The organism is Limnohabitans sp. 103DPR2, from assembly GCF_001412575.1.
In the GTDB taxonomy this organism is placed as follows: Bacteria; Pseudomonadota; Gammaproteobacteria; order Burkholderiales; family Burkholderiaceae_C; genus Limnohabitans_A.
The window spans coordinates 324,941-345,951 of the sequence record NZ_CP011834.1 but is presented as its reverse complement, the minus strand read 5'-3'; the positions used below and the strand labels follow the sequence as shown (position 1 = coordinate 345,951).

At 52.2% G+C, this 21,011-nt stretch carries 14 protein-coding genes; 8 read left to right on the top strand and 6 right to left on the bottom strand.

Annotated elements, in window-relative coordinates:
- Positions 1-7 precede the first annotated feature (7 nt).
- The gene (locus L103DPR2_RS01525) at positions 8-586 is read right to left on the bottom strand and encodes a hemerythrin domain-containing protein (protein ID WP_055359438.1); all 579 of its coding nucleotides are present in this window, start codon (positions 584-586) and stop codon (positions 8-10) included.
- Between the two features lie 121 nt (positions 587-707).
- On the opposite strand from L103DPR2_RS01525, the gene L103DPR2_RS01520 reads away from it, so the two are divergent.
- The 3 genes from L103DPR2_RS01520 (at position 708) to L103DPR2_RS01510 (ending at position 2,393) form a co-directional block, all read left to right on the top strand.
- Positions 708-1,589 carry a pirin family protein gene (locus L103DPR2_RS01520; protein ID WP_055361777.1) on the top strand — a complete coding sequence of 294 codons (882 nt, stop codon included), beginning with the start codon at positions 708-710 and terminating at the stop codon, positions 1,587-1,589.
- A gap of 220 nt (positions 1,590-1,809) precedes the next feature.
- A complete protein-coding gene (locus L103DPR2_RS01515; protein WP_197274896.1) occupies positions 1,810-2,184 on the top strand; it encodes a Spy/CpxP family protein refolding chaperone in 375 nt (124 codons plus the stop codon).
- On the top strand, positions 2,181-2,393 hold the full coding sequence (locus L103DPR2_RS01510; RefSeq protein ID WP_055359436.1) for a DUF2788 domain-containing protein: 213 nt from the start codon (positions 2,181-2,183) through the stop codon (positions 2,391-2,393). The genes L103DPR2_RS01515 and L103DPR2_RS01510 overlap by 4 nt, the downstream gene beginning before the upstream one ends.
- Positions 2,394-2,647: 254 nt before the next feature.
- On the opposite strand, the gene L103DPR2_RS01505 is transcribed toward L103DPR2_RS01510, so the two are convergent.
- From L103DPR2_RS01505 to L103DPR2_RS01485, 5 genes are read right to left on the bottom strand one after another with little or no spacing between them, the layout of a single operon-like run.
- On the bottom strand, positions 2,648-6,202 hold the full coding sequence (locus L103DPR2_RS01505) for an indolepyruvate ferredoxin oxidoreductase family protein (RefSeq protein ID WP_055359435.1): 3,555 nt from the start codon (positions 6,200-6,202) through the stop codon (positions 2,648-2,650).
- A gap of 48 nt (positions 6,203-6,250) precedes the next feature.
- The gene (mltA, locus tag L103DPR2_RS01500; protein ID WP_055359434.1) at positions 6,251-7,372 is read right to left on the bottom strand and encodes a murein transglycosylase A; all 1,122 of its coding nucleotides are present in this window, start codon (positions 7,370-7,372) and stop codon (positions 6,251-6,253) included.
- A gap of 32 nt (positions 7,373-7,404) precedes the next feature.
- Entirely contained in the window at positions 7,405-8,055 is a 651-nt protein-coding gene (locus L103DPR2_RS01495) for a response regulator transcription factor (RefSeq protein WP_055359433.1), read from the bottom strand.
- Between the two features lie 20 nt (positions 8,056-8,075).
- Entirely contained in the window at positions 8,076-10,130 is a 2,055-nt protein-coding gene (locus tag L103DPR2_RS01490; RefSeq protein WP_369907441.1) for a sensor histidine kinase, read from the bottom strand.
- Positions 10,131-10,151: 21 nt separating this feature from the next.
- Positions 10,152-14,186 (bottom strand): YhdP family protein, encoded by a 4,035-nt coding sequence (locus L103DPR2_RS01485; protein ID WP_055359431.1) that lies wholly within the window; start codon positions 14,184-14,186, stop codon positions 10,152-10,154.
- 76 nt (positions 14,187-14,262) lie between these two features.
- Here L103DPR2_RS01485 and glnE point away from each other — a divergent pair, with 76 nt between their 5' ends.
- From glnE to L103DPR2_RS01460, 5 genes are read left to right on the top strand one after another with little or no spacing between them, the layout of a single operon-like run.
- Positions 14,263-16,989 carry a bifunctional [glutamate--ammonia ligase]-adenylyl-L-tyrosine phosphorylase/[glutamate--ammonia-ligase] adenylyltransferase gene (gene glnE, locus L103DPR2_RS01480; protein WP_156339839.1) on the top strand — a complete coding sequence of 909 codons (2,727 nt, stop codon included), beginning with the start codon at positions 14,263-14,265 and terminating at the stop codon, positions 16,987-16,989.
- 55 nt (positions 16,990-17,044) lie between these two features.
- Positions 17,045-17,638: a glutathione peroxidase gene (locus tag L103DPR2_RS01475; protein WP_082466845.1), complete on the top strand. Its 594-nt coding sequence runs from the start codon at positions 17,045-17,047 to the stop codon at positions 17,636-17,638.
- 23 nt (positions 17,639-17,661) lie between these two features.
- Entirely contained in the window at positions 17,662-18,957 is a 1,296-nt protein-coding gene (locus tag L103DPR2_RS01470) for an NAD(P)/FAD-dependent oxidoreductase (protein WP_055361776.1), read from the top strand.
- Complete coding sequence (locus L103DPR2_RS01465) at positions 18,954-19,784, top strand: DUF1365 domain-containing protein (RefSeq protein WP_055359428.1); 831 nt, start codon at positions 18,954-18,956, stop codon at positions 19,782-19,784. Before L103DPR2_RS01470 ends, L103DPR2_RS01465 begins: the two co-directional genes overlap by 4 nt.
- 2 nt (positions 19,785-19,786) lie before the next feature.
- Positions 19,787-21,010: an SAM-dependent methyltransferase gene (locus L103DPR2_RS01460; protein WP_055359427.1), complete on the top strand. Its 1,224-nt coding sequence runs from the start codon at positions 19,787-19,789 to the stop codon at positions 21,008-21,010.
- Position 21,011 lies beyond the last annotated feature (1 nt).

The window sequence follows — 21,011 nt, the reverse complement described above, 5'->3', positions numbered from 1 at the left end:
GTGCACATTAACCCAAACCAATGGGTGCAGGCGCTTTGCTCACGATTCGGCTAAAGAGTTTTTCAAATGCAGGGCCTGGTAGATGCTTGCCAGTTAAAGGGTCCGCATTGAGATCAAAGGCTTGGTCTACTTCCAACCAATCCTCGTCTGTCAGCGCGCTTTGTGCCGCTGGCAAGATCACGGTCTCTTCTAAGCGCATATGGTCGAGATAAGACTCGACATAAGGGCCGAAGGCATCGACAAAGGCGGCCTTGCGGGAGCTTCCCACCATTTCCCAAGCCATCAACAAATGAAGCAAATCGCGCACGGCTTTTTCACTGTGCATGTGATCACGTTCAAGACGATCGATGGCCCCTCTCACCTCCGGTGCTTTTTTGGCAAGCTTAGGAAACAACAAATTCGACTCTTTGGGGTGATGCAAACGCTCAGGAAATTCATCGATGTAAAACAACATCGCGCGCATCACATCGAAAAATTGTGCGGCATCTTCTGCGGGTCCAAGCTCTAACAGTTTCGACATAGAGTGAAGCATGGCAGCCAACGAGGCGTGCTCATCGCGAATGATGTGAAGGCTTCTTCTTTTCATAGATCTGTTGCTTTCTTTGCCAAACGGCCTCAAAGTCTGATTCACAAACAAACCCAGTTTGCTGTGAATTGCACTTTTGGAAAATGATGCAGATCAAGAAAAACATGCAAAATCTTGTCTTATGAACACACCTCCCACATCTTTTCAAGGTCGTCGCATCGAACAACAAGTTCAAGGTCAAGCAACACGTGATGGTGACGGCGTCAAGCTCACACGCGTGCTGACACAAGCGCATCAACGACGCTTAGACCCTTTCTTGATGCTTGATAACTTTGGCAGTGACGATCCCAAAGACTATGGTGGCGGCTTTCCTGACCATCCACACCGTGGCTTTGAAACCGTAACCTACATGATTGCTGGCCGCATGCGTCACAAAGACAGTGCTGGCCATGAGGGCTTGCTCCAAAACGGTGGCGTTCAATGGATGACCGCAGGCAGGGGTGTGGTGCACAGTGAAATGCCGGAGCAAGAAGATGGTGTGATGGAGGGCTTTCAACTTTGGCTCAATTTGCCTTCGCGCGACAAAATGTGCAAGCCTGGCTACCAAGACATTCAAACTGAAAACATCCCAGAGTTTTCAACGCACGACGGTATCAAAGTTCGTGTCATTGCAGGCCAATCACATGGCATCCGTGGAGCAGTCCAAAGACCCATTGCTGAATTTCCAACCGATGCTTTGTATTTGGACATTCATTTTGAAAATGACGCTTCATTTCAACAAGCATTGCCAACCCAGCACAATGCGTTTTTGTTTGTCTACAGAGGCAGTGTGAATGTCATCAGCCCCGGAGAAAAATCACCCGTGGCACTGCACCGAATGGCCATTTTGCGAAATGAAGGCGAAGGGGTTGAAATTCAAGCTACTGCAGGCAGCAAAGTTTTGTTGATTGCTGGGCAACCTTTGAACGAACCTATTGCGCAATATGGTCCCTTTGTCATGAACACACGTGACGAACTCATTCAAGCGGTCGACGATTTCAGGGCGGGTCTTTACAATTCGTGACAATTTCTGCAAAGAAGGGATACATGAAATTGCCAGACTGCAAGCAGCCCTCTGACAAGTCATGCAAAGCTTGCTTCGACAAATCTGAGGCCTTTGACTCAAAGGAGATCTCATGACCACTTTTCACCGCATTGCGCTTTCTGCCGCCCTCTTGATCACTTCAAGCATTCATCTGACTGGCTTTGCACAGCCTGCAAATCCCCCTCAAGGTGGGCGTCCCATGATGGGGGGCGCTCAAACGGAATCGCACCGTGAAGCAAAGCATCAAAAGCATTTGAATGATCTGAAATCTGCATTGCAGTTAGATTCAACTCAAGAGGGCGCATGGAATGCTTTTTCTGCAGAAATGAAAATGCCAATGAAACGTCCTGCAAGGCCCCAGCCAGCTGAGATGGAAAAAATGAGCACGCCAGAAAGAATTGACAAAATGATGGCGTTCAAGGGTGAGAGGGATGCAGAAATGAGCAAACGCATGACAGCAACCAAAAACTTTTATGCAAGTCTGAACCCAGCTCAGCAAAAAGTTTTTGATTCACACACTCACAAATTGATGAAACAAGGACCCATGGGACACCATGACAAAATGCATCCATGATCTGGGGACTGACTGAAGAACAAATTGCCGCCTATGGGCTGACCTTTGGTGTGACAGCATTCATGCTGTACATGCTGTTCATCATTGGTCAATTGGCTTGGGAATCCAAAGCTGGAAAATTTGGGACCTTTGTTCTTTTTCTGGGATTGGCTTTTGGCATGGTGGGTTTTGTTGCAAAAGCAGGGATCCAGTGGTTCCTTGAAAAATAAAATTGTCAACGCACAAACTTGTGGACAATTTTTGGATAACCGAACAGTTATCCACAGAAATTGAAATTTTCAAAACTTGTTCATTCTGGTGTGACACCAAGATTGCAGTGCCATGCACACCCTTCAAAATGATCCAATGCATTGATCTGTAAAGAAAAAAGGGACTTGTCCACAAGACAAGCCCCTCTCTATCTACTACTACTATGTATTAATCTATATAAAAGAAGAATACAGAGACAAAGTCAGCAATCAAATTAAATTGATTTTCTGAACGCATCCATGCTGTTTTGCCACTGCACCATCGCAGCAGACAAGTTTCGCTCTTTCACATGACCAAAACCTTTGATCTGCTCTGGCACCTTGGCCACTTGCACAGCCAATGCATGGTTGTCAGCCTTTAAAGATGCAATGACTTCAGATACAGCATCCTTGTATTCCTGAATCAATGCGCGTTCAGTTTGACGTTCTTCAGTTTTGCCAAAGATGTCGAAAGCTGTACCACGCAAAAACTTGAAATGCGCCAATGCTTTGAAAACCAGCAATGTGGAAGGACTCATTTTTTGCTTGATCAAATGGCCCTTCTCATTGCGTTTTGCAATCAATGGAGGGGCTAAGTGGTAGAAAACTTTGAAATCGCCTTCAAACTGGGTTTTAACGCGTTCTAGGAACTGTTTGTCGGTATGCAAGCGGGCAACTTCGTATTCATCTTTGTAAGCCATCAATTTGAACAATTGACGCGCCACAGTTTCAGTCAACAAAGATTGACCTAAAGCTTGCTCCTTTTGCTTGACAAGGCCCACAAAATTTTCGTATTGCTTGGCATATGCCGTATTTTGATAAGCCGTTAAAAATTCAACACGTTGCGCGATCAAATCTTCTAAGCGATCACGCTTTTTAAATTGAATCACTTGTGCTGGCGTTAAAAGGGCTTCAACAGCCTCTAAATGTTGCGCTGCATGGCGGCCCCACTCAAAGGCTGCCAAATTGTTTGCAACAGCCACTTCATTCAATTCAATGGCGCGTTGCAAAGCTTCTAGGCTTAATGGAACCCAACCTTTTTGCCAGGCATATCCCAGAATCATGGGGTTGATGTAGATGGTGTCCCCCATCAGTTGTGCAGACAATTTGTCTGCATCAAACGCAGCGAGGCCTTCCAAGCCAACGGCATTTGCAATTTCTTGAGCACAACTTTCAGCTGGGTTGACCCATTGAGTGTCTTTCACAAATGCTGCTGTGGGTGTGCTGTGAGAATTCAAAGCCACATGCGTTCGACCTTGCCGCATTCGAGACAGGGTTTCTTTTCCTGCACTCACAATGGGATCGCAACCCAAGATCAAATCAGCGGCTGCCATGCTGACACGTGTGGTTTGAATGTGATCTTGATGTTTGGCCAAGAGCACATGGCTCCAAGTGGAACCGCCCTTTTGTGCCAAACCTGCAGAATCTTGTGTCACGATGCCCAAACCGTCTAAGTGGGCTGCCATGCCCAACAATTGACCAATGGTGATGACACCCGTGCCGCCTACGCCGGCGACCACAATGCCATAAGCGTTGAACGAAGAACTTAAATCAGGCAAGCGTGGCAGGTTTAAAGCCGGCAATTGCGCAGGACTAAATTTTTGTTCTTTGGATTTTTTACGCAGTTGGCCACCTTCAATGCTGATGAAGCTGGGACAAAAACCTTTGAGGCAACTGGTGTCCTTGTTGCACGTGTTTTGATTGATCGTGCGCTTTCGCCCGAAGTCGGTTTCCAAGGGTTCAACTGAGAGGCAATTCGATTGCACACCGCAGTCGCCACAGCCTTCACAGACCAATTCATTGATCATCACGCGCACAGCCGGATCGACCATGGTGCCGCGTTTGCGGCGGCGACGTTTTTCAGTGGCACAGGTTTGGTCGTAAATGATGACCGTGCAACCCTTCACTTCACGCAATTCCCGTTGAATGGCATCCAATTCATCACGGTGATGAACCAACACGCCTTCGGCCAATGCAACACCGTTGTATTTCTCAGGTTCGTCAGTGACCACCTTGATGACCACGGCACCTTCAGCACGCATGCTTTGTGCAATTTGAACAACCGAGTGCCCCTCTGCGCGCTCACCAACACGTTGGCCGCCTGTCATGGCAACGGCATCGTTGTACAAAATCTTGTAGGTGATGTTCACGCCTGCTGCAATGCTTTGACGAATGGCCAAAATACCGCTGTGAAAGTAAGTGCCATCGCCGATGTTGGCAAACACATGTTGTTCATTGCTGAAATGTTGTTGACCAATCCAAGGCGTGCCTTCACCGCCCATTTGGGTAAAGCCCACCGTGCTGCGGTCCATCCACAAACTCATGAAGTGGCAACCAATGCCCGCCATGGCGCGTGAGCCTTCAGGCACTTTGGTACTGGTGTTGTGAGGACAACCAGAGCAAAACCAGGGCATGCGATCGGCAGCGGGGTTTAAAACCAAGCTGTTTTGCGAACGCTCTTTGCTTTCGATGATTTGCAGCTGCGCATTCATGCGGGCCACAATGTCGGAAGGCAAATCCAATTTCAACAGACGATGTGCCAAAGCTTTGGCAATGAGCGTGGGTGTGAGATCGGCATTGGCACGCAACAAGCGGTGAGCCATGGGGTTCGGCACGGACCACTCACCGCCTGCATCGTCACCATCGAGCTCATCAAACTTGCCCACAATGCGCGGACGTTTTGAGTCAGGCCAGTTGTAGAGCTCTTCTTTCAGCTGGTACTCAATGATTTGGCGCTTTTCTTCAACGACCAAAATTTCTTTCAAGCCTTGCGCGAATTCGCGCGTGGTTTGTGCTTCAAGCGGCCACACCACAGACACTTTGTGAACACGAATGCCCAAGCGTTGACACGTCTCGTTGTCGAGGCCCAAATCAACCAATGCCTGGCGCGTGTCGTTGTACGCTTTTCCGCTGGCAATGATGCCGTACTGATCTTGAGGACCTTCAATGACGTTGTGATTCAAGCGATTGGCGCGAATGTAAGCCAATGCGGCATACCATTTGAAATCAAACAAACGTGCTTCTTGTTCAAGCGCAGAATCGGGCCAGCGAATGTGCACACCGCCTGGTGGCATCTCAAAATCAGGCAGCACGATCTTCACGCGATCAGCGTTGATGTCTGCGGTTGCACTGGACTCGACAATTTCTTGAATGGTCTTCATGCCAGACCAAACGCCTGCAAAGCGGCTAAGCCCAATGGCATGTACGCCGAGGTCTAGTACTTCTTGAACGGAAGCTGGAAAGAAAACGGGCAAACCACAAGCTTTGAAGATGTGATCACTTTGGTGTGCGGCGGTTGAACTCTTGGCGACGTGATCGTCGCCTGCAACCGCCAACACGCCGCCCCAGGGCGTGGTGCCTGCCATGTTGGCATGCTTGAACACATCAGAACATCGGTCTACCCCTGGGCCTTTGCCGTACCAAATACCGAACACCCCATCCATCTTGTTGCTGCCAGGCGGTGCAAAGCCAAGTTGTTGTGTACCCCACAAGGCCGTGGCAGCCAGCTCCTCGTTTACACCCGGCTGAAAAACAATGTTGTGCTTTTCTAAATAAGGTTTGGCTTTCCAAAGGGCTTGGTCATAACCGCCCAAAGGCGAACCGCGATAACCACTGATCAGTGCGCCTGTTTTTTTGTCGGCCAGTGCGTCGCGTTCTTGTTGCAGCATGGGCAAGCGAACCAATGCTTGAACCCCGCTCATGAAAGCACGGCCGGTTGCCAAGCTGTATTTGTCGTCCAGTGTCACGTTGGCCAATGCTTGGCGCAAATGTTCGGGCAAGGGAGCGTTCATGGTGTTCCACTTTCAAATGCAATGGATCGCAGTGTAGAACGACCGAGCTTATCGTGGAAGCAAAACCCATGCTTTCATGTCTTGTTTGAGACGGCCCGCCAATTCGCCCGCAGCATCACCCGAACCCACATAAAAATCGGCGCGAACGGCACCCAGAATGGCGCTGCCAGTGTCTTGGGCAATGACCAGCCGCTGTAACTGGGTTTGCGGCCCTTGACTGACCAGCCAGACCGGCGATCCGTAAGGAATGCTGCCAGGGTCAACGGCGATGGACCGCCCTGCCGTTAAGGGAACGCCTTGTGCACCCTTGGGGCCTAACAAAGCGTCTTGGGCAGTTAGCGCTTCTTCCTTAAAAAAAACGAAGCGCGGATTTTTGGCGAGCAATTCCTGCGTTCGTTTTGGGTTTTGCGCAAGCCAAGCTTTGATGCCCGGCCACGTGGCATCTTTGGTGAGGTTTTGGTCCAGCAGCCAACGCCCAATGCTTTGATAGGGCTGGTCATTGGTCCCAGCAAATGCCAAACGAACTTGCTTGCGCGAGCCATCGGCTTGTGTCACCCACAGCCTGCCAGAACCTTGGATGTGCAAAATCATGGCATCAATGGGGTCTGCAAGGTAAGCAAGCTCCTTGCCCTTCAGTGCGTTTTGCGCAGCAGGTAATTTGCCAATTTCTTCACGTGTGTACCAAGGCGAGCGCGACTTCAAGTTGGCCGGCGGGCTGTACAGAGGCACTGTAAAACCAGGTTTGGACACCTTAGACGCCTCTAGGACCGGTTCGTAATAGGCCGTGAGCAAGCCGTTTGCAGGATTGGGCGTGCTTTGAAGGCTTTCAACGCGGTAGGGTTGAAAATTTTGAATCAACCAAGCACGCTGATTGGCAACGCTTTGGCCATCCAAGCGCTTGATGGTTTGACACAGCGCACTGGTTGCAACAGCGTTCCTCGAACAGCTTTGCAACCAGGCCGCCCAAGCCTCGTTCAGGTTGTCGTTTTCGACGCCGGGCAGATCAGACCAATTGCTCTTGACCCACCGGCTTTTGCTTTGATTGACAACGGAGGGGCCATTGCTGGTAGATGGAGGGGGTGCTGCTGATGGTGTTGATGCTGTGGGCGCTTCGATGACGGCCTGTTTCTGAGGCGAGGCGCACGAGAGCAACAGGCCAATGGATGCCATGACAAGGCTGTACTTAGCGAAAGACCGGATCTTCACGATTGGATTTCGCGCAAAAGATTGGCCAACTCAACAGCGGATTTGACATCCATCTTTTCAAACACACGCGAGCGATGAACCTCAACGGTTCGAACACTGATGTCGAGCTGGCTGGCAATCAATTTGTTGGGCAAGCCTTCGACCACCAAGCGCATGACATCACGTTCGCGCTCGGTAAGCTCTTCCAGGCGCGTCACCAAACCGGCGCTCTGAAGCCGCAAGGCCAAACGCTCTTTCGACAAAGCCAAAGCTTGTTCCACGCGATCAACCAACGCATTGTCAGAAAACGGTTTTTCGCAAAAATCAAAAGCGCCACGTTTGACACTGTCAACGGCCGTTGGCACATCGGCGTGCCCGCTTAAAAAAATCACAGGCCAGGTGTGCGCCAAACCGTTGCCGATCAAGGTTTCAAACAAGGCCAAGCCACTTTGACCGGGCATTCGCACATCCAACAAAATGCACCCGGCCTCGGTGGGCACGGGCGCATTGGTGCCGGGAAACTTGCCGCTGAGCATGCGCTCAAATGCGTCGGCACTTTCGAAGGACTCGCTCATCAGACGACGTGAGCGCAACAACCAAGCCATGGCATCGCGAACGATGGCATCGTCGTCAATGATGAAAACACAGGCGTTGAGAACGGGTTGCATGCTGGAATTTTAAGCGCTGCTTAAACCTCTGAGGCGGTTGGCAGTGTGAATCGAAAAAGCGTGCCGTTGGGCGCTTGACGAACAAACTCTAGGTGACCACCGTGCTGCTCGACCACCGTGCGGCAAAGACTCAAACCCAATCCCATGCCTTCAGATTTGGTGGTGAAAAAAGGCGTGAACAATTGTTTTTCAATGTCATCAGAAATGCCAACACCCAGATCGCTGACTGAAAACTCAATCCACCCGTGGGACAAACTAGACGCCGCACGTTTGACTTGAAGCGTTAGAACGCGGTCTTGACAATCGGGGTGGTCCATGGCCTGCATGCCATTGCGAGCCAAATTCAAAATCACTTGTTCGACCATGGTGCGATCGCACAAGACCGGCGCCAAGCCCTCGTCAATGCGGGTGGCAACCTTGACGTGCAACTTATGCGCTTGCAATTGAATCAAGGGCATGACCGCATCCATGATCAAGCCAGGCCGCACAACTTCGCGGTCTTGGTCGCGCCGGCGCACAAAATCATGAACACTGTTGATGACTTTGCCTGCGCGGCTGGCTTGTTCTGAAATGCGCTCAAGGGCCATTTTCAAATCACCCATTGTGTGGGCGGGGCTTTGAGCTTGTTGAATCAAATTCAGCGAGCCCGTGGCATAACTTGAGATGGCGGACAAGGGCTGGTTCAGTTCGTGGCTCAGCAAAGAAGCCATCTCACCCACCGTGGCCAACCGCGCCGTTGCTTGTAAGCGTTCTTGACTGGCACGTGACAGCTCCTCGATGCGGCGCTGCTCGCTGACGTCCAAAAAGGCGCTCATCCAGCCGGTTTGTTTTCCCAACACGTTGATCAAGGGCGCTTCAAAAATCAACACGGGAAAGCGCGTACCGTCTTGACGAACAAAGACCGACTCAAACCCTTCACGAGGTGGCGCATTGCCCGCCAAACGAACGGCTTGTCTTTGTTGGTATTCGCCCACCATTTCCGGAGGCCAGTAAGGCATGGGGGCTGATTTGCCAAGGAGTTGCTCGGCTTCAAATCCGACCATTTGACAAAAGGCGGGGTTCACATAAGTGATGCGGCCATGCAAATCTCGGGCCCGTAAACCTGTGACCAAGGAGTCTTCCATGGCTTTTCGAAAAGCCAGTGCATCGGCCAAATCGCGTTCGGCTTTGAGGCGTCTGCGGGAGTCTTTGACCAACAATACCAACACGGAGACCAAGGCAATGGACATGGCCGTGACCAGCGCAGGCAAGATGCTTGGAAACACATCGGGTGCGCTTCTTCTGCCGTCCATCCGCAGCACCAAAGTATTGCCTGGCAAATCGAGCAGTTGTGTCGCTGAGAACAATCGTCTGGAGCGCGGCAGTGTGCCGTGAATGGCCAAGCGTGTGCCGTCGGATTCGATGAAAGAAATTTCGTTGCGCCGGCCATACGTCTCGCCCAATTGGCTGGCCAAAATATCTTGAAGACCATAGGTCACCAATACAAAGCCAACGGGGATGCCACTTTCTAGAGTGGGCAAACACATCTCAATGACTTCAAAACCCAGGCCATTGTTTTGTGGCACAAAATAACTTCTGGAATAGGCGGGGCCATTCAAACGTTTGGCGCGCAGACAAGTCTGGATGATTTCCGCTTGTTCATTCATCCGAGTTTTGGCGTTGAAAACAGGCTCTCGCAAAGGCGAGTCAACACCCTGAACCACAAGGCCTTGTGCGTCGCGCCGTTCAACGCGCAACCATTCACGGTTGAGGCTGAACATGTTTCGCACCTCGGACTCCCACAATTTGGGAGACAGTCCTTTGGCATGCAAATTTTGCAAACTTAAAACATGGCGACCCAAGCTGCTGCGAATGTCGCTCACGGCATCTGCTGTATCACGGTCCAATTCGGCTTGGTATTGACTGGCTTCATAGCGTCCTGCCAGCCAGACGAGGGTGACCAACAAGGCCACCACCAACCCAACCAACGCAATCCACAAGGAGATTCGACGGTCGGTGAAAGACCGCGTTGCAGACTTAAAGAACTGCCATAAAGGCTGTAGCTTCATCAGATCGCTTGCGTGAAGGGACGGCATGAACTTTGGACCCAAGCGCCATCAAGGCGTCGCAGATGAAGACGAGATCTTGGTGACCTTGGGATCGCTCCATGTGCCATCAATTGAAAACTCTTGCGTATTGACGCGGCTTAAAGGCTGTTTCAAGACAAGTTGCGCCAAAAACGTGCTCAATCCAATGGCCGGATTCAAGGCAATGCCCGCCAACAAAGAGGCTGTGCCCGCGTCAACCTCGGGCAGGATCAACACCCGTAAATTTTGTGTTTCGCGTGCAATGTCCGAGCTGCCTTCCATTTGGACAATTGCATTGACGCCTTTCATTTGTAAATTGCGCGTGTTGGCAATGCCTTGCTGAATCGTGACATCGCCCCGAATGGTGTCAAAGGCAAAACCTGCACTGAAGACATCGCGGAAATCCAGCAACAGTCGCCGCGGCAAGGCTTGTAAGCTCAGGACGCCCAACAACTTCGCAACCCCTGGCTCAGCTTGTAAAAACTGACCGCGGCCAATGTTGACATTGAAGCGGCCACCCAATGTGGGGTAGTGCAAAGTTAAAGGCGAACCTTGCCAACTGACTTGACCCTCTAACTTGCCGCCACCACCGCGAAGTGCATCTTTGGTGCCCAAGCGGTTCAACAAATCACCAGAGTCGGACACATCCAAGCGGAAGTTCATGTCGGTGATGGCCTGTTGCGTGCCATCTCTGGAGGTCACCCATTTGCCGCTGGCCTTGAAGCTGGCTTCGGGCACGGTGATGTTCAACTTGCTCAAGCGCCATTCGCGACCGGCATTGCTGCGCGGTGATGTGGGGTCGGTGTTGATGGCTTCAATTTCAACGCGGCCCATTTTCTTGCCGCGCAACTCAAGGTCTTCTACCACAATGTCCAAAGCGGGAATGGCCACGGGTGAATCTTCTAGCAAGGACTCCACGGTTTGATCCGCGGAGGGCGGTAAGCTCAAACGTGCCAGGCGTGCATAAATGCGGCCGGCATTTTGGTTGTTGGACTGGCGGTACTCTAAATAACCGCTGAACTCGCGGGCATCTGTTTGCGCACGCCAAACATAACCTTCGCGCGAACCGTTGACAGACACGTTGTGCAAATTGCGTCCCTGCACAGTCAACTCGTTGGCTTTAAGCGTCATGCGATTGGGCAAATAGGTTTGGCTTGCAGCAGACAAGCTGCTGTTGCTGGAGGCCACGTAAGCAGGGCTTGATTTGGGCGGGGAGAGAATTTGGAGCCAGTCGTCAAGCGAGATGCTGGGCAAATTGACAATGGCCAATACACCGCCGTCCGTTTGACTTGGATTGCCGACCACGTCGCCGACCTGCCACCGACCATTGATTACGCGAGGCTCAGTGCCAGTGAGGTCGCGCACATAGGATGCAGACAATGCGCGGCCCCAGGACATTTGGATTTGATCGCGCGTCGCTTTGTTTTGATTCAAACTTTGAACGGTGTTGTCGTACTTGAAGGCCACCATGTCGTCGCTGCGCTTGTTCAATGGCGAGGGCAGGTTCAGCGCAAGTCCTTGAAGTTGAGATTGAATGCTGAGCTCGCTTTGACCGCCCTTGAATCCCAAGCTGGCGGTGTAAGTGGTGCTGCCATTGGCTTGTTGGGCCAAAGCGTTGAGCCATGGAATTTCTTTGGCCTGGCGCATGCCATTGGCGGTGGCTTGACCTTGGATTCGGATGAGCGGGTTGGCCTCTGTGCTTTTCGCTGGAAGTTTTCTGGATCCACCATCAAGTTTGATCGGGCCACCCAAGAACTGTGCGTTCACGCCCACCAAGCTGAAACCCGACTCATTGAAATTGATGTTGCCTTGGGCTTTTTCAAACAGAGGCAAGGCCGATTGCAAGCGCACATCGTTGTTGTTCAAGCTGACGTTACCTTGCACGGTGGTTTTATCAAGCTCGGCCAAGGGGAAGCTGAGCTTGAGGCGCGCATTCAGAGTTCCTGTGCTTTGAGCTTGTGCAAACAAACCGCCCAACATGTTGTTGACGGGAGATTGGCGCAAGTCTGTTAACGCAAGGTTGGCACCTGTTTTTGATTCCCCCTGCACATTCACCACCACCTTGCCGTTCAAATTGGGAATCTCGGCTTTGATTTGGGTGAAGGGAACGTTGCCCCATTTGCCAGAAGCGCCATTGACTTTGAAGTTGTAACGGTCAAACACAATGTCGCCATTGACGTTGTTCATGGCGGGCCAGTTGGGCTCTTGCGTTGAGTTGCGTGTGCTGCCACTGGGCGGCACATAAGCGTATTGAATGTCTTTGACTTTGCCAGCAAATCGGAACTCTCCGTCTTTGGGGTTGGCAAAAGGCAATTGTTGCAGGTCGCCCTTGATCTTGACAGCAACACCCTGCACTTCACCTTTCAACACCGAATCACGCACATAGTGACGCACGCTTTGTGGCAGCGTGAGGGGCAAGTAGCGATGAACGCGTGCGGCATCGCCTCGGGCAATGGTGCCTTGCAAGTCCAAAATGCCCAAACTGTTGGCAATGGGGCTGGGCTTCCATTTGCCCTGCCACTCTCCGGTGACATCAGAATTGGACACTCGCAATTGCCAATCGGGAACGGTCACTTGATCCTTTTGCTTGACCCATTTCACGGAGGCTTGCATCGCGTCCAGTTGGATTCGTGGCTCTTCAAAGATGCGGTGAATGCTGATGGCACCGTGGTCAATGGTGGCCTTGATTTGTCCGCCGTCAGCATTCATGTCAAAGCTGATGTTGGCGTTTTCAACGCTTGGCCAGCTCTCTGTTTCAGTGCCAACTTTGCCACCTTCAAAATAAAAGTTGTCAAATCGACCGTTGGCCACGGCGACATGGATGGCTTTGTCTGACTTGCCCAATTCTTCAGACCATTCGATGTGCAACGGGTTGACCAAACCGCTGACTTTGTGTTCGAGCAATGTTTTTCGCGCAGACTCAGGCAAGGGCAATTGCAGCGCAATGTTGCGAAGAGCAAACAAATCCAATTTGTCGCCGTGAAAGAGCCCCTTGGCGCTTTGACCGTTATCGGCTTCTGCGTAGGAAAAGTTCACATTGCCGCCGGGCCAATGCAAGCCATCGGTGGTGTCAAAGCGCAAGCCTTCTGTTGAAAAGTCCAGACCTTTGTGGAGGGGCTTGACCGACAGGCGGCCCGCAATATTTTTAAATGACAAGGCCTGAAGCTCAGGACTGAGCTGCGCTTGAACATTCTCTAAGACCAAGTCAGCGGTTGCTTGTTTGACGTTGCCATGGTTCAAATCGACCCACATGCGCAAAGCGCCTTGTCCTTTTGTGGCATTGACTTTCCAGGGCAGGTGCGGGCCAAGTTGCGACAAATCGACATCAGGAAACTCAGCGTGAACCTGACCACTCCAGTCCTTGAAGCGACCGGGATGCGTTGACAACAGATTGCGTTTTAAATCGCCCATCAACACAAAACGATCGCCCCAGCCACTGGGCGGTGTGGCATCCAAACGCCATTGATGGTGCCTTGCCGAATTGCGCAAGATCCATGAAACGTCTTGTAAGTCGAGAGCGCTTTTGTTGCGTTGCAGCGGATTGAATTCGTCGGTCCAGAACACGGTGCCGTGTTGGATGACAATTTCTTTTTGCGCAAAAATCCAATCGGCGGCGGCAGAGTCGGGCGTGTTGTCCTGCTTCAATGACAAACCTGCAATGCGCCACTCGCCTGTGCTGGTTCTGCGAATGTCCAAGGTCGGTGAATCGATGACCAGTTGCTCCACGCCCAAATCCAAGATAGAGCGAACACTGATGGCAAACACGATTTTGGGCAAAGTCAGTGCGCGTCTGCCTTCTGGGTCTAACAAAGCCAAGTCGTGAATTTCAAAAGTGGGCATCCATCCCGAAGAAACCGCCAACAGTTTGCCCATCTGAACTGGAACGCCGATGGTTTGTGTGGCCAAGTTTTCTAGCTTGGGACGGAAATCTTCAATTCGGGGCACAATCCAAAAATGCAAAGCTGCCCAAGCCATGCCCAAGACGCAACCTGCCACCAGCATCATCCAAGCGATGACGCGCAGGCCGTGGCTCAGCAACTTGGACAGTGTGGAAAACTTCAGCATTCGGCTCACAATACAGACATAAAGACTCAGGCAGGGAATTATGACTGCCGCAGGCCCATTTGAGACAGGCGACGACATGGATTCAAAACGTCCCCCACCCCTCTCAGAAGGCTCGCGTTTTTATCAACGTCTGCAAAGACGGTACGCCGATGTCTTTGCAAACCTGCCATCCGCAGTCCCCCAGCGTGAGTCTTTAACGCAGGCCTACACTCAATTGCGGACACAAGGCTTGGAAGTCGGTGCGGCATTGCGTGTCTTGCGCCAGTGGACCATGGCCCGTTTGCTGACCCTGGATTGCGAGCATCAAGCAAGTCTTGAGACGGTCACTTTGGGCGTGACGCATCTTGCCGAAGTTGCGCTGGACGCGGCTTGTCAGCAGGCATTCAAAGACCTCGATGCCCGACATGGCGTGCCTTTGACAAGTGCCGGAAAGCGTGCCGAGTTTTGGGTCATCGGCATGGGCAAATTGGGCGCACGAGAGTTGAATGTCTCGAGCGACATCGATCTGATTTATGTTTACGACGAAGACGGTGAAACCACAGGCAATGAACAAGGCTTGGGGAAAATTTCAGTCCAAGAGTACTTTGCCCGCGCAGTCAAAGCCATCTACACCCTGATAGGTGACACCACAGAGCATGGTTTTGTGTTTCGCGTTGACTTGGCCTTGCGCCCCAATGGCAACTCGGGCCCCAGCGTGGTTTCGCTGGGTGCATTGGAAGAGTATTTGCTGGTTCAAGGCCGTGAATGGGAACGCTTTGCTTGGATGAAGAGCCGAGTGATTGCGCCGCGCAGCAGCATCCAAAACGGTTCTGCGGCCAATTTGCGCTCGGTGGTGTTGCCCTTCGTGTTCAGGCGCTACCTCGATTACAACGTGTTTGAGTCCTTGCGCACCCTGCACCAGCAGATCCGTGACCATGCGGCCAAACGCAGCGCCGGCCATCCAGAGCGTGCCAATGATGTGAAGTTGTCGCGAGGGGGAATTCGGGAAATTGAATTCACCGTGCAATTGTTGCAAGTGGTCCGCGGCGGGCAATTCCCAGAGTTGCGTACGCGGCCGACCTTGGATGCTTTGCAAAGGGTGGCAAAGGCAGGCTTGATGCCTTTGGATACGGCCAAAGCATTGGCCGAAGCCTACGTTTTCTTGCGCCGGGTAGAGCACCGAATCCAATATTTGGACGATCAGCAAACCCATGTCTTGCCGACACAAGATCATGACTTGACGTGGATCGCCAACACCATGGGATACGCCGACAGCTGTGATTTTTTAAGCGATCTGGACGCGCATCGTGAAATTGTGGCGCACGAATTTGACATCTTGTTGGGCGGCGACCGGGAGTGCAAAGGCTGCCAATCACAGGGGACGCGTGAACGCCCCGAGCTTGAAAAGATCCTTGATTTGTTTACAGGCGAGGCCCGTCAACGCTTGGCCCATTGGCAGGACAGCCCCAAAGTTCAAAGTTTGCGGGATGACGCCAGAGGCCGTTTGATGCGTTTGCTGCAACGCACGGCGCAGTGGCTGAAAGAGGGGCGTGTCGAAGAAGTGGCCGTTGTCCGGATGGCTGACTGGATGGAGCCCTTGATGCGCAGGGAGAGTTACCTGGCCATGATGCTGGAGCGTCCAGCGGTTCATGAAAGACTGCTTCGATTGCTAGGCGCTGCCAAGTGGCCGGCCCGTTATTTGGTGCAACACCCAGGCGTCATTGATGAGCTGGCGGGAGGCGATGTTCTGAAACAACGCTTTGTGGCCACCGATTTTGAAGCCGAGCTTCAGGCCCGTCGGGCGGCCCTCCAACGGACCGGCGAAGACGACGAAGAAAACATCCTGAATCTCTTGCGGCGAGCCCACCATGCCGAAGTGTTCAGAACCCTGGCACGCGATGTGGAGGGCAATTTGACCGTAGAGCAGGTGGCCGATGATTTGAGTGCCATGGCCGATGCGGTGCTGCGCGTGACCGCGGCGTGGTGTTGGTCTTATCTCAAAAATCGGCACCGTGAGGTGCCCCAATTCGGCATCATTTCCTATGGCAAATTGGGTGGCAAAGAGCTGGGCTATGGCAGTGATTTGGACATCGTTTTTGTATTTGAAGATGCCGATGAACGGGCACAAGAGGTCTATGCGGCCTTTGTGCGCAAGCTCATCAATTGGTTCACCGTGAAGACGGCCGAGGGCGATTTGTTTGAGATTGACACGGCCTTGAGACCCAACGGAAGCTCAGGTTTGTTGGTGACCACTTTCGACGCATACGCCGACTACCAACAGCAGCGCGGCAGCAACACTGCTTGGACATGGGAGCATCAAGCCATGACGCGGGCGCGCTTTGTGATGGGCGATGCACACATGAGGCAGCGCTTTGATCAGGTTCGACTTGCTGTGATCAGTGCGCAACGCGACCCCCATGCGCTAGCCCAAGAGATCGTCAACATGCGAAATCGGGTGCGAGGTGCACACCCCATCAAGCCTGGTTTCTTTGATGTGAAACACAGCCCAGGCGCCATGGTGGATGCCGAGTTTGCTGTTCAATATTTGGTCTTGATGCACACCACGGCCCACCCAGAATTGGCAGACAACGTGGGCAACATTGCCTTGTTGCAACGGGCTGAGGCGGCCGGCCTGTTGCCGCCAGGGGTGGGCATGGCTGCGTCAGCTGCCTATCGAGAATTGCGCAGGGTTCAGCACAAGGCTCGTTTAAACGAAGAGCCAACCCAGGTAGAAGGCAGCTTTTTAAAGACCGAACAAGAGGCCGTTTTGGCTTTGTGGCAAGCCGTTTTCCCGTTTGATAACAAATCCCACAAAGGCGCGTGACAAGCTGGGAAATTGGAAGTAAACTGTCCAGTCACAAAATAGAATGGACAGTTCAATGGCCAATTTCAAAGCACTCCAGCGCATCCTTGCCTTGGCAATTTTGCTTGCCATGCCTGCCGCATGGGCGCAGTCAACAGCTGCCATGCCGACGGCATCTGCGGCTTGTCCTACATTGTTGAATCACACATTTGCAAGGCTGCAAGATGAAAAGCCGCAGTCCTTGTGCCAATACAGCGGCAAAGTGATTTTGGTGGTCAACACCGCCAGCTACTGTGGCTTCACGCCTCAATACAAAGGCTTGGAAGCCCTTTACGACAAATACAAAGACCGAGGTTTGGTGGTGCTGGGCTTTCCTTCCAATGATTTTGCGCAAGAGAAGGCCACCAACCAAGAAATTGCAGACTTTTGTGAAAACACTTTTGGCGTGAAGTTTCCAATGTTCACCAAAACCGCGGTAACCGGTGAAGCAGCGGTGCCATTTTTCAAACAACTGGCCCAAGCTCCTGGACAGCGTCCTAAGTGGAACTTTTACAAGTACCTGATTGGCCGCGACGGCAAGTTGATCGACAGCTACAACAGCATGACCAGTCCCGACAGCAGAAGTCTGGTGCAAGCGCTTGAGAAAAGCTTGGCGGGCAAGCCCTCCTAAATTGATTGCGAAAGTCTGACATCTTGAAGTACAAAAAAATTGCCGTTGTCGGCTCAGGCATCTCGGGCTTGGCCGTTGCACACAGCTTAAAAGGACAAGCCGAGGTCACGCTGTTTGAAGCGGGTGATTACTTTGGTGGACACGCCAATACCGTTGACATCAGTTTGCCTACGGCCGCAGGCATGGTCACGCATGGCGTCGACACCGGGTTTTTGGTATTCAACGAAAGAACCTATCCCAACCTGATCAATCTGTTTGCAGAGTTGGGTGTCGAGACGTCCTTGTCTGACATGTCTTTTTCAGTGCAAGCACCCAAGGCTTGGGGCAACGAGTCCTTGGAGTGGAGTGGCAGCAATTTAGACACGGTCTTTGCACAGCGCCGAAATTTGGCGCGCCCCGAGTTTTACAAAATGTTGTTGGATGTGCTGCGCTTTAACAAGTTGTGCACGCACATTGCACAACAGCAAACCGAGTCCGCACTGCGCCAACCTTTGTCGGAATTTTTAAAGCAGCATCAGTTTGGCAAGGCTTTCCAAAATTGGTATTTCTTGCCCATGATGGGTTGTATTTGGAGTTGCCCCACGGATCAAATGCTGGCCTTCCCAGTGGCCACCATGATTCGGTTTTGCCACAACCATGGCCTGCTGCAAATCAGCAACAGGCCGCGGTGGTTCACGGTCACGGGCGGCTCTCGCAACTACGTGCAGAAAATAGTCAGGGACATCAACGACAAGCGTTTGAACACCCCCGTGCAACTCATTGAACGAGATGCGCAAGGCGTTCGAGTGGTGACGCAAGGGGCTGCAGAGCGTTTTGATGAAGTGGTCATTTGTACACACTCCGATCAAGCCTTGCGCATGCTGCGCACGCCCTCTGCAGAAGAAACGCAGTATTTGTCAGCCATTCGCTATCAAGACAATGTGGCCGTATTGCACACCGACGACAGCGTGCTGCCGACTCGCCGCAAAGCATGGGCCGCGTGGAATTATGCACGCGCCGAAAGCGAAGACCAAGAAAGCGCACGCGTTTGTTTGCATTACTTGTTGAACAAACTGCAGCCCTTGCCATACGAGCAAGCCGTTGTGGTGTCACTCAATCCGGCGCAAGCCATCGATTCCAGCAAAGTCATTCGCACGTTTGACTATGCACATCCGGTGTTCGATTTGGCCGCCATTGACGCGCAACAACACATCCACCGAATTCAAGGCCAGCAGCACACATGGTATGCCGGTGCTTGGTTGGGCTATGGTTTTCATGAAGACGGTTTGAAGTCTGGGTTGGCTGTGGCCAGAGAGTTGCTGCTGAAAGTTCACGCATGACAACTGCCCACATCAGCATTGGACATGGCCAGATCAGGCACGTGCGTTTACGCCCGGCCCGCCATGCCTTTGACTATGCGGCTTATTTTGTGATGTTGCCCATGCGCCACCTTCAATCGGTGCTAAGCAATCCAGAGGCTGCAAAAGCCTTGGCTTTTCCCATCAACCGAGCAGGCCTGATGTCGTTTCACGACGTCGACCATGGTGATGGTCGATTGCCTGAGCAAGGCGGTGCTTTGGCTTGGCTGGAGTCTTTGTTGGCCGAAGCCAATGTGCAAGACGCGGACGGCGAAATTTGGCTTCAAACATTTCCGCGCGTCTTGGGCTACACCTTCAAGCCCGTCAGTTTTTGGTACTGCCATCGACAAGACAACAGTTTGGCCGCGATCGTGGCCGAGGTCCACAACACCTTTGGCGAGCGACACTGCTATTTGTTGCAAGAGCCCAAGTGGGGTGTCTCGGCGCTTGCAGACAAGGTGTTTCATGTCTCACCCTTTTGCAAGGTCTCAGGGCATTACCAATTCAGGTTCATGCGAACCCTTCAAAACGGCGTGGAGCGCATTGTTGCGCGAGTTGACCACAGCAATGAAGACGGCCCTTTGATTCAAACCAGTCAAAGTGGCAAGTTGGTGGACGCAAGTCCCAGCGAAATTCGAAACACTTTTTGGCGCTATCCCCTTTGGACTCTGGCCGTGATGTTGCGCATTCATTGGCACGCCTTGTTGCTCTGGTTCAAGAAAGTTCCTTTTTTTCACAAACCCGCGCCCCCCACGCAATTTGTCACGCGTGGTCAAGCGGCTTCAACCTTCACTTCTAAATCTCGCTGAACATGAACTCCACCACGTCTTCCAGCACATCGATGGCCATCCAGTCTGCACCCATGGCCGCGCGCCGTGTGCTTCAGTTGCTTGAAAAAATGGAGCACGGCACCTTGACCGTTCAGTTCCCCGATCGAAGCTCGAAAGTTTATGGCAATGGTGCAATGCCCCATGCCGCCATCAGCTTGCGCAACTGGAATGTTTTTTTGGCCAGCATGAAATCGGGCGACATTGGTTTTGCGGAAACCTACATTGCTGGGGATTGGACCACGCCCGCCTTGAGTGATTTGTTGCGCGTCATGATTCAAAATCGCCGCGTTGTGGAAGATTTGATTTATGGCTCTTGGTGGGGTCGCATGATCTACCGCGTCAAGCATTTGCTCAATCGCAACCACAAAGCCAACAGCCGCAAAAACATCCACGCCCACTACGACCTGGGCAATGCGTTTTACGAATTGTGGTTGGATGGCACCATGAATTACTCGTCCGCATTGTTTGAGGGCGATTTCAGCCGCAGCATGCAAGCGGCACAAAACGCCAAAGTGCGCCGCGCTTTGCAAGCCACGGATGTCACTGCGGGCTCTCGCGTTTTGGAAATCGGATGTGGTTGGGGTGCTTTGGCCGAAATGGCCACCCTGGAAATGGGCGCACATGTGACCGGTGTGACCTTGTCGACCGAACAATTGGCTTTTGCCAATGCGCGCATGAAATGGAATGGCAAAGCAGAACAAGCGGATTTGCGTTTGCAAGACTATCGCGACATTGACGATGGTCCCTATGACGCTGTGTGCTCTATTGAAATGATCGAGGCGGTCGGCCAAGAATACTGGCCGACTTATTTCCAAACGGTTAGCAAGATGTTGAAGCCAGGCGGCAAGGCCTGCATTCAAAGCATTGTGATCGACGACGCGTTGTTTGACCGTTACGTCAAATCAACTGACTTTATTCAGCAATATATTTTCCCGGGCGGCTGCTTGCCCAGTCCTTCTGAGTTCAGAAGACAAGCGCGCTTGGCAGGCTTGGAAGTGGTCGATGAGTTGAAGTTTGGTCCCGATTACGCCGAAACTTTGCGTCGTTGGCGACATGACTTCTTGGCCCATGAGGCGCAGGTGTTGACCTTGGGCTTTGACACCGCATTCATTCGCACTTGGGAGTTTTATTTGGCCTATTGCGAAGCCGCTTTCGATGAAGCCAACACCGATGTGATTCAGTTCACATTGAAAAAGCCAGGCTGAT

Bases quoted from the DNA above. Each gene is read 5' to 3' on its own strand.
- L103DPR2_RS01525 (WP_055359438.1), bottom strand. From the start codon at position 586: ATGAAAAGAAGAAGCCTTCACATCATTCGCGATGAGCACGCCTCGTTG.
- L103DPR2_RS01520 (WP_055361777.1), top strand. From the start codon at position 708: ATGAACACACCTCCCACATCTTTTCAAGGTCGTCGCATCGAACAACAA.
- L103DPR2_RS01515 (WP_197274896.1), top strand. From the start codon at position 1,810: ATGATGGGGGGCGCTCAAACGGAATCGCACCGTGAAGCAAAGCATCAA.
- L103DPR2_RS01510 (WP_055359436.1), top strand. From the start codon at position 2,181: ATGATCTGGGGACTGACTGAAGAACAAATTGCCGCCTATGGGCTGACC.
- L103DPR2_RS01505 (WP_055359435.1), bottom strand. From the start codon at position 6,202: ATGAACGCTCCCTTGCCCGAACATTTGCGCCAAGCATTGGCCAACGTG.
- mltA (WP_055359434.1), bottom strand. From the start codon at position 7,372: ATGGCATCCATTGGCCTGTTGCTCTCGTGCGCCTCGCCTCAGAAACAG.
- L103DPR2_RS01495 (WP_055359433.1), bottom strand. From the start codon at position 8,055: ATGCAACCCGTTCTCAACGCCTGTGTTTTCATCATTGACGACGATGCC.
- L103DPR2_RS01490 (WP_369907441.1), bottom strand. From the start codon at position 10,130: ATGCCGTCCCTTCACGCAAGCGATCTGATGAAGCTACAGCCTTTATGG.
- L103DPR2_RS01485 (WP_055359431.1), bottom strand. From the start codon at position 14,186: ATGCTGAAGTTTTCCACACTGTCCAAGTTGCTGAGCCACGGCCTGCGC.
- glnE (WP_156339839.1), top strand. From the start codon at position 14,263: ATGGATTCAAAACGTCCCCCACCCCTCTCAGAAGGCTCGCGTTTTTAT.
- L103DPR2_RS01475 (WP_082466845.1), top strand. From the start codon at position 17,045: ATGGCCAATTTCAAAGCACTCCAGCGCATCCTTGCCTTGGCAATTTTG.
- L103DPR2_RS01465 (WP_055359428.1), top strand. From the start codon at position 18,954: ATGACAACTGCCCACATCAGCATTGGACATGGCCAGATCAGGCACGTG.
- L103DPR2_RS01460 (WP_055359427.1), top strand. From the start codon at position 19,787: ATGAACTCCACCACGTCTTCCAGCACATCGATGGCCATCCAGTCTGCA.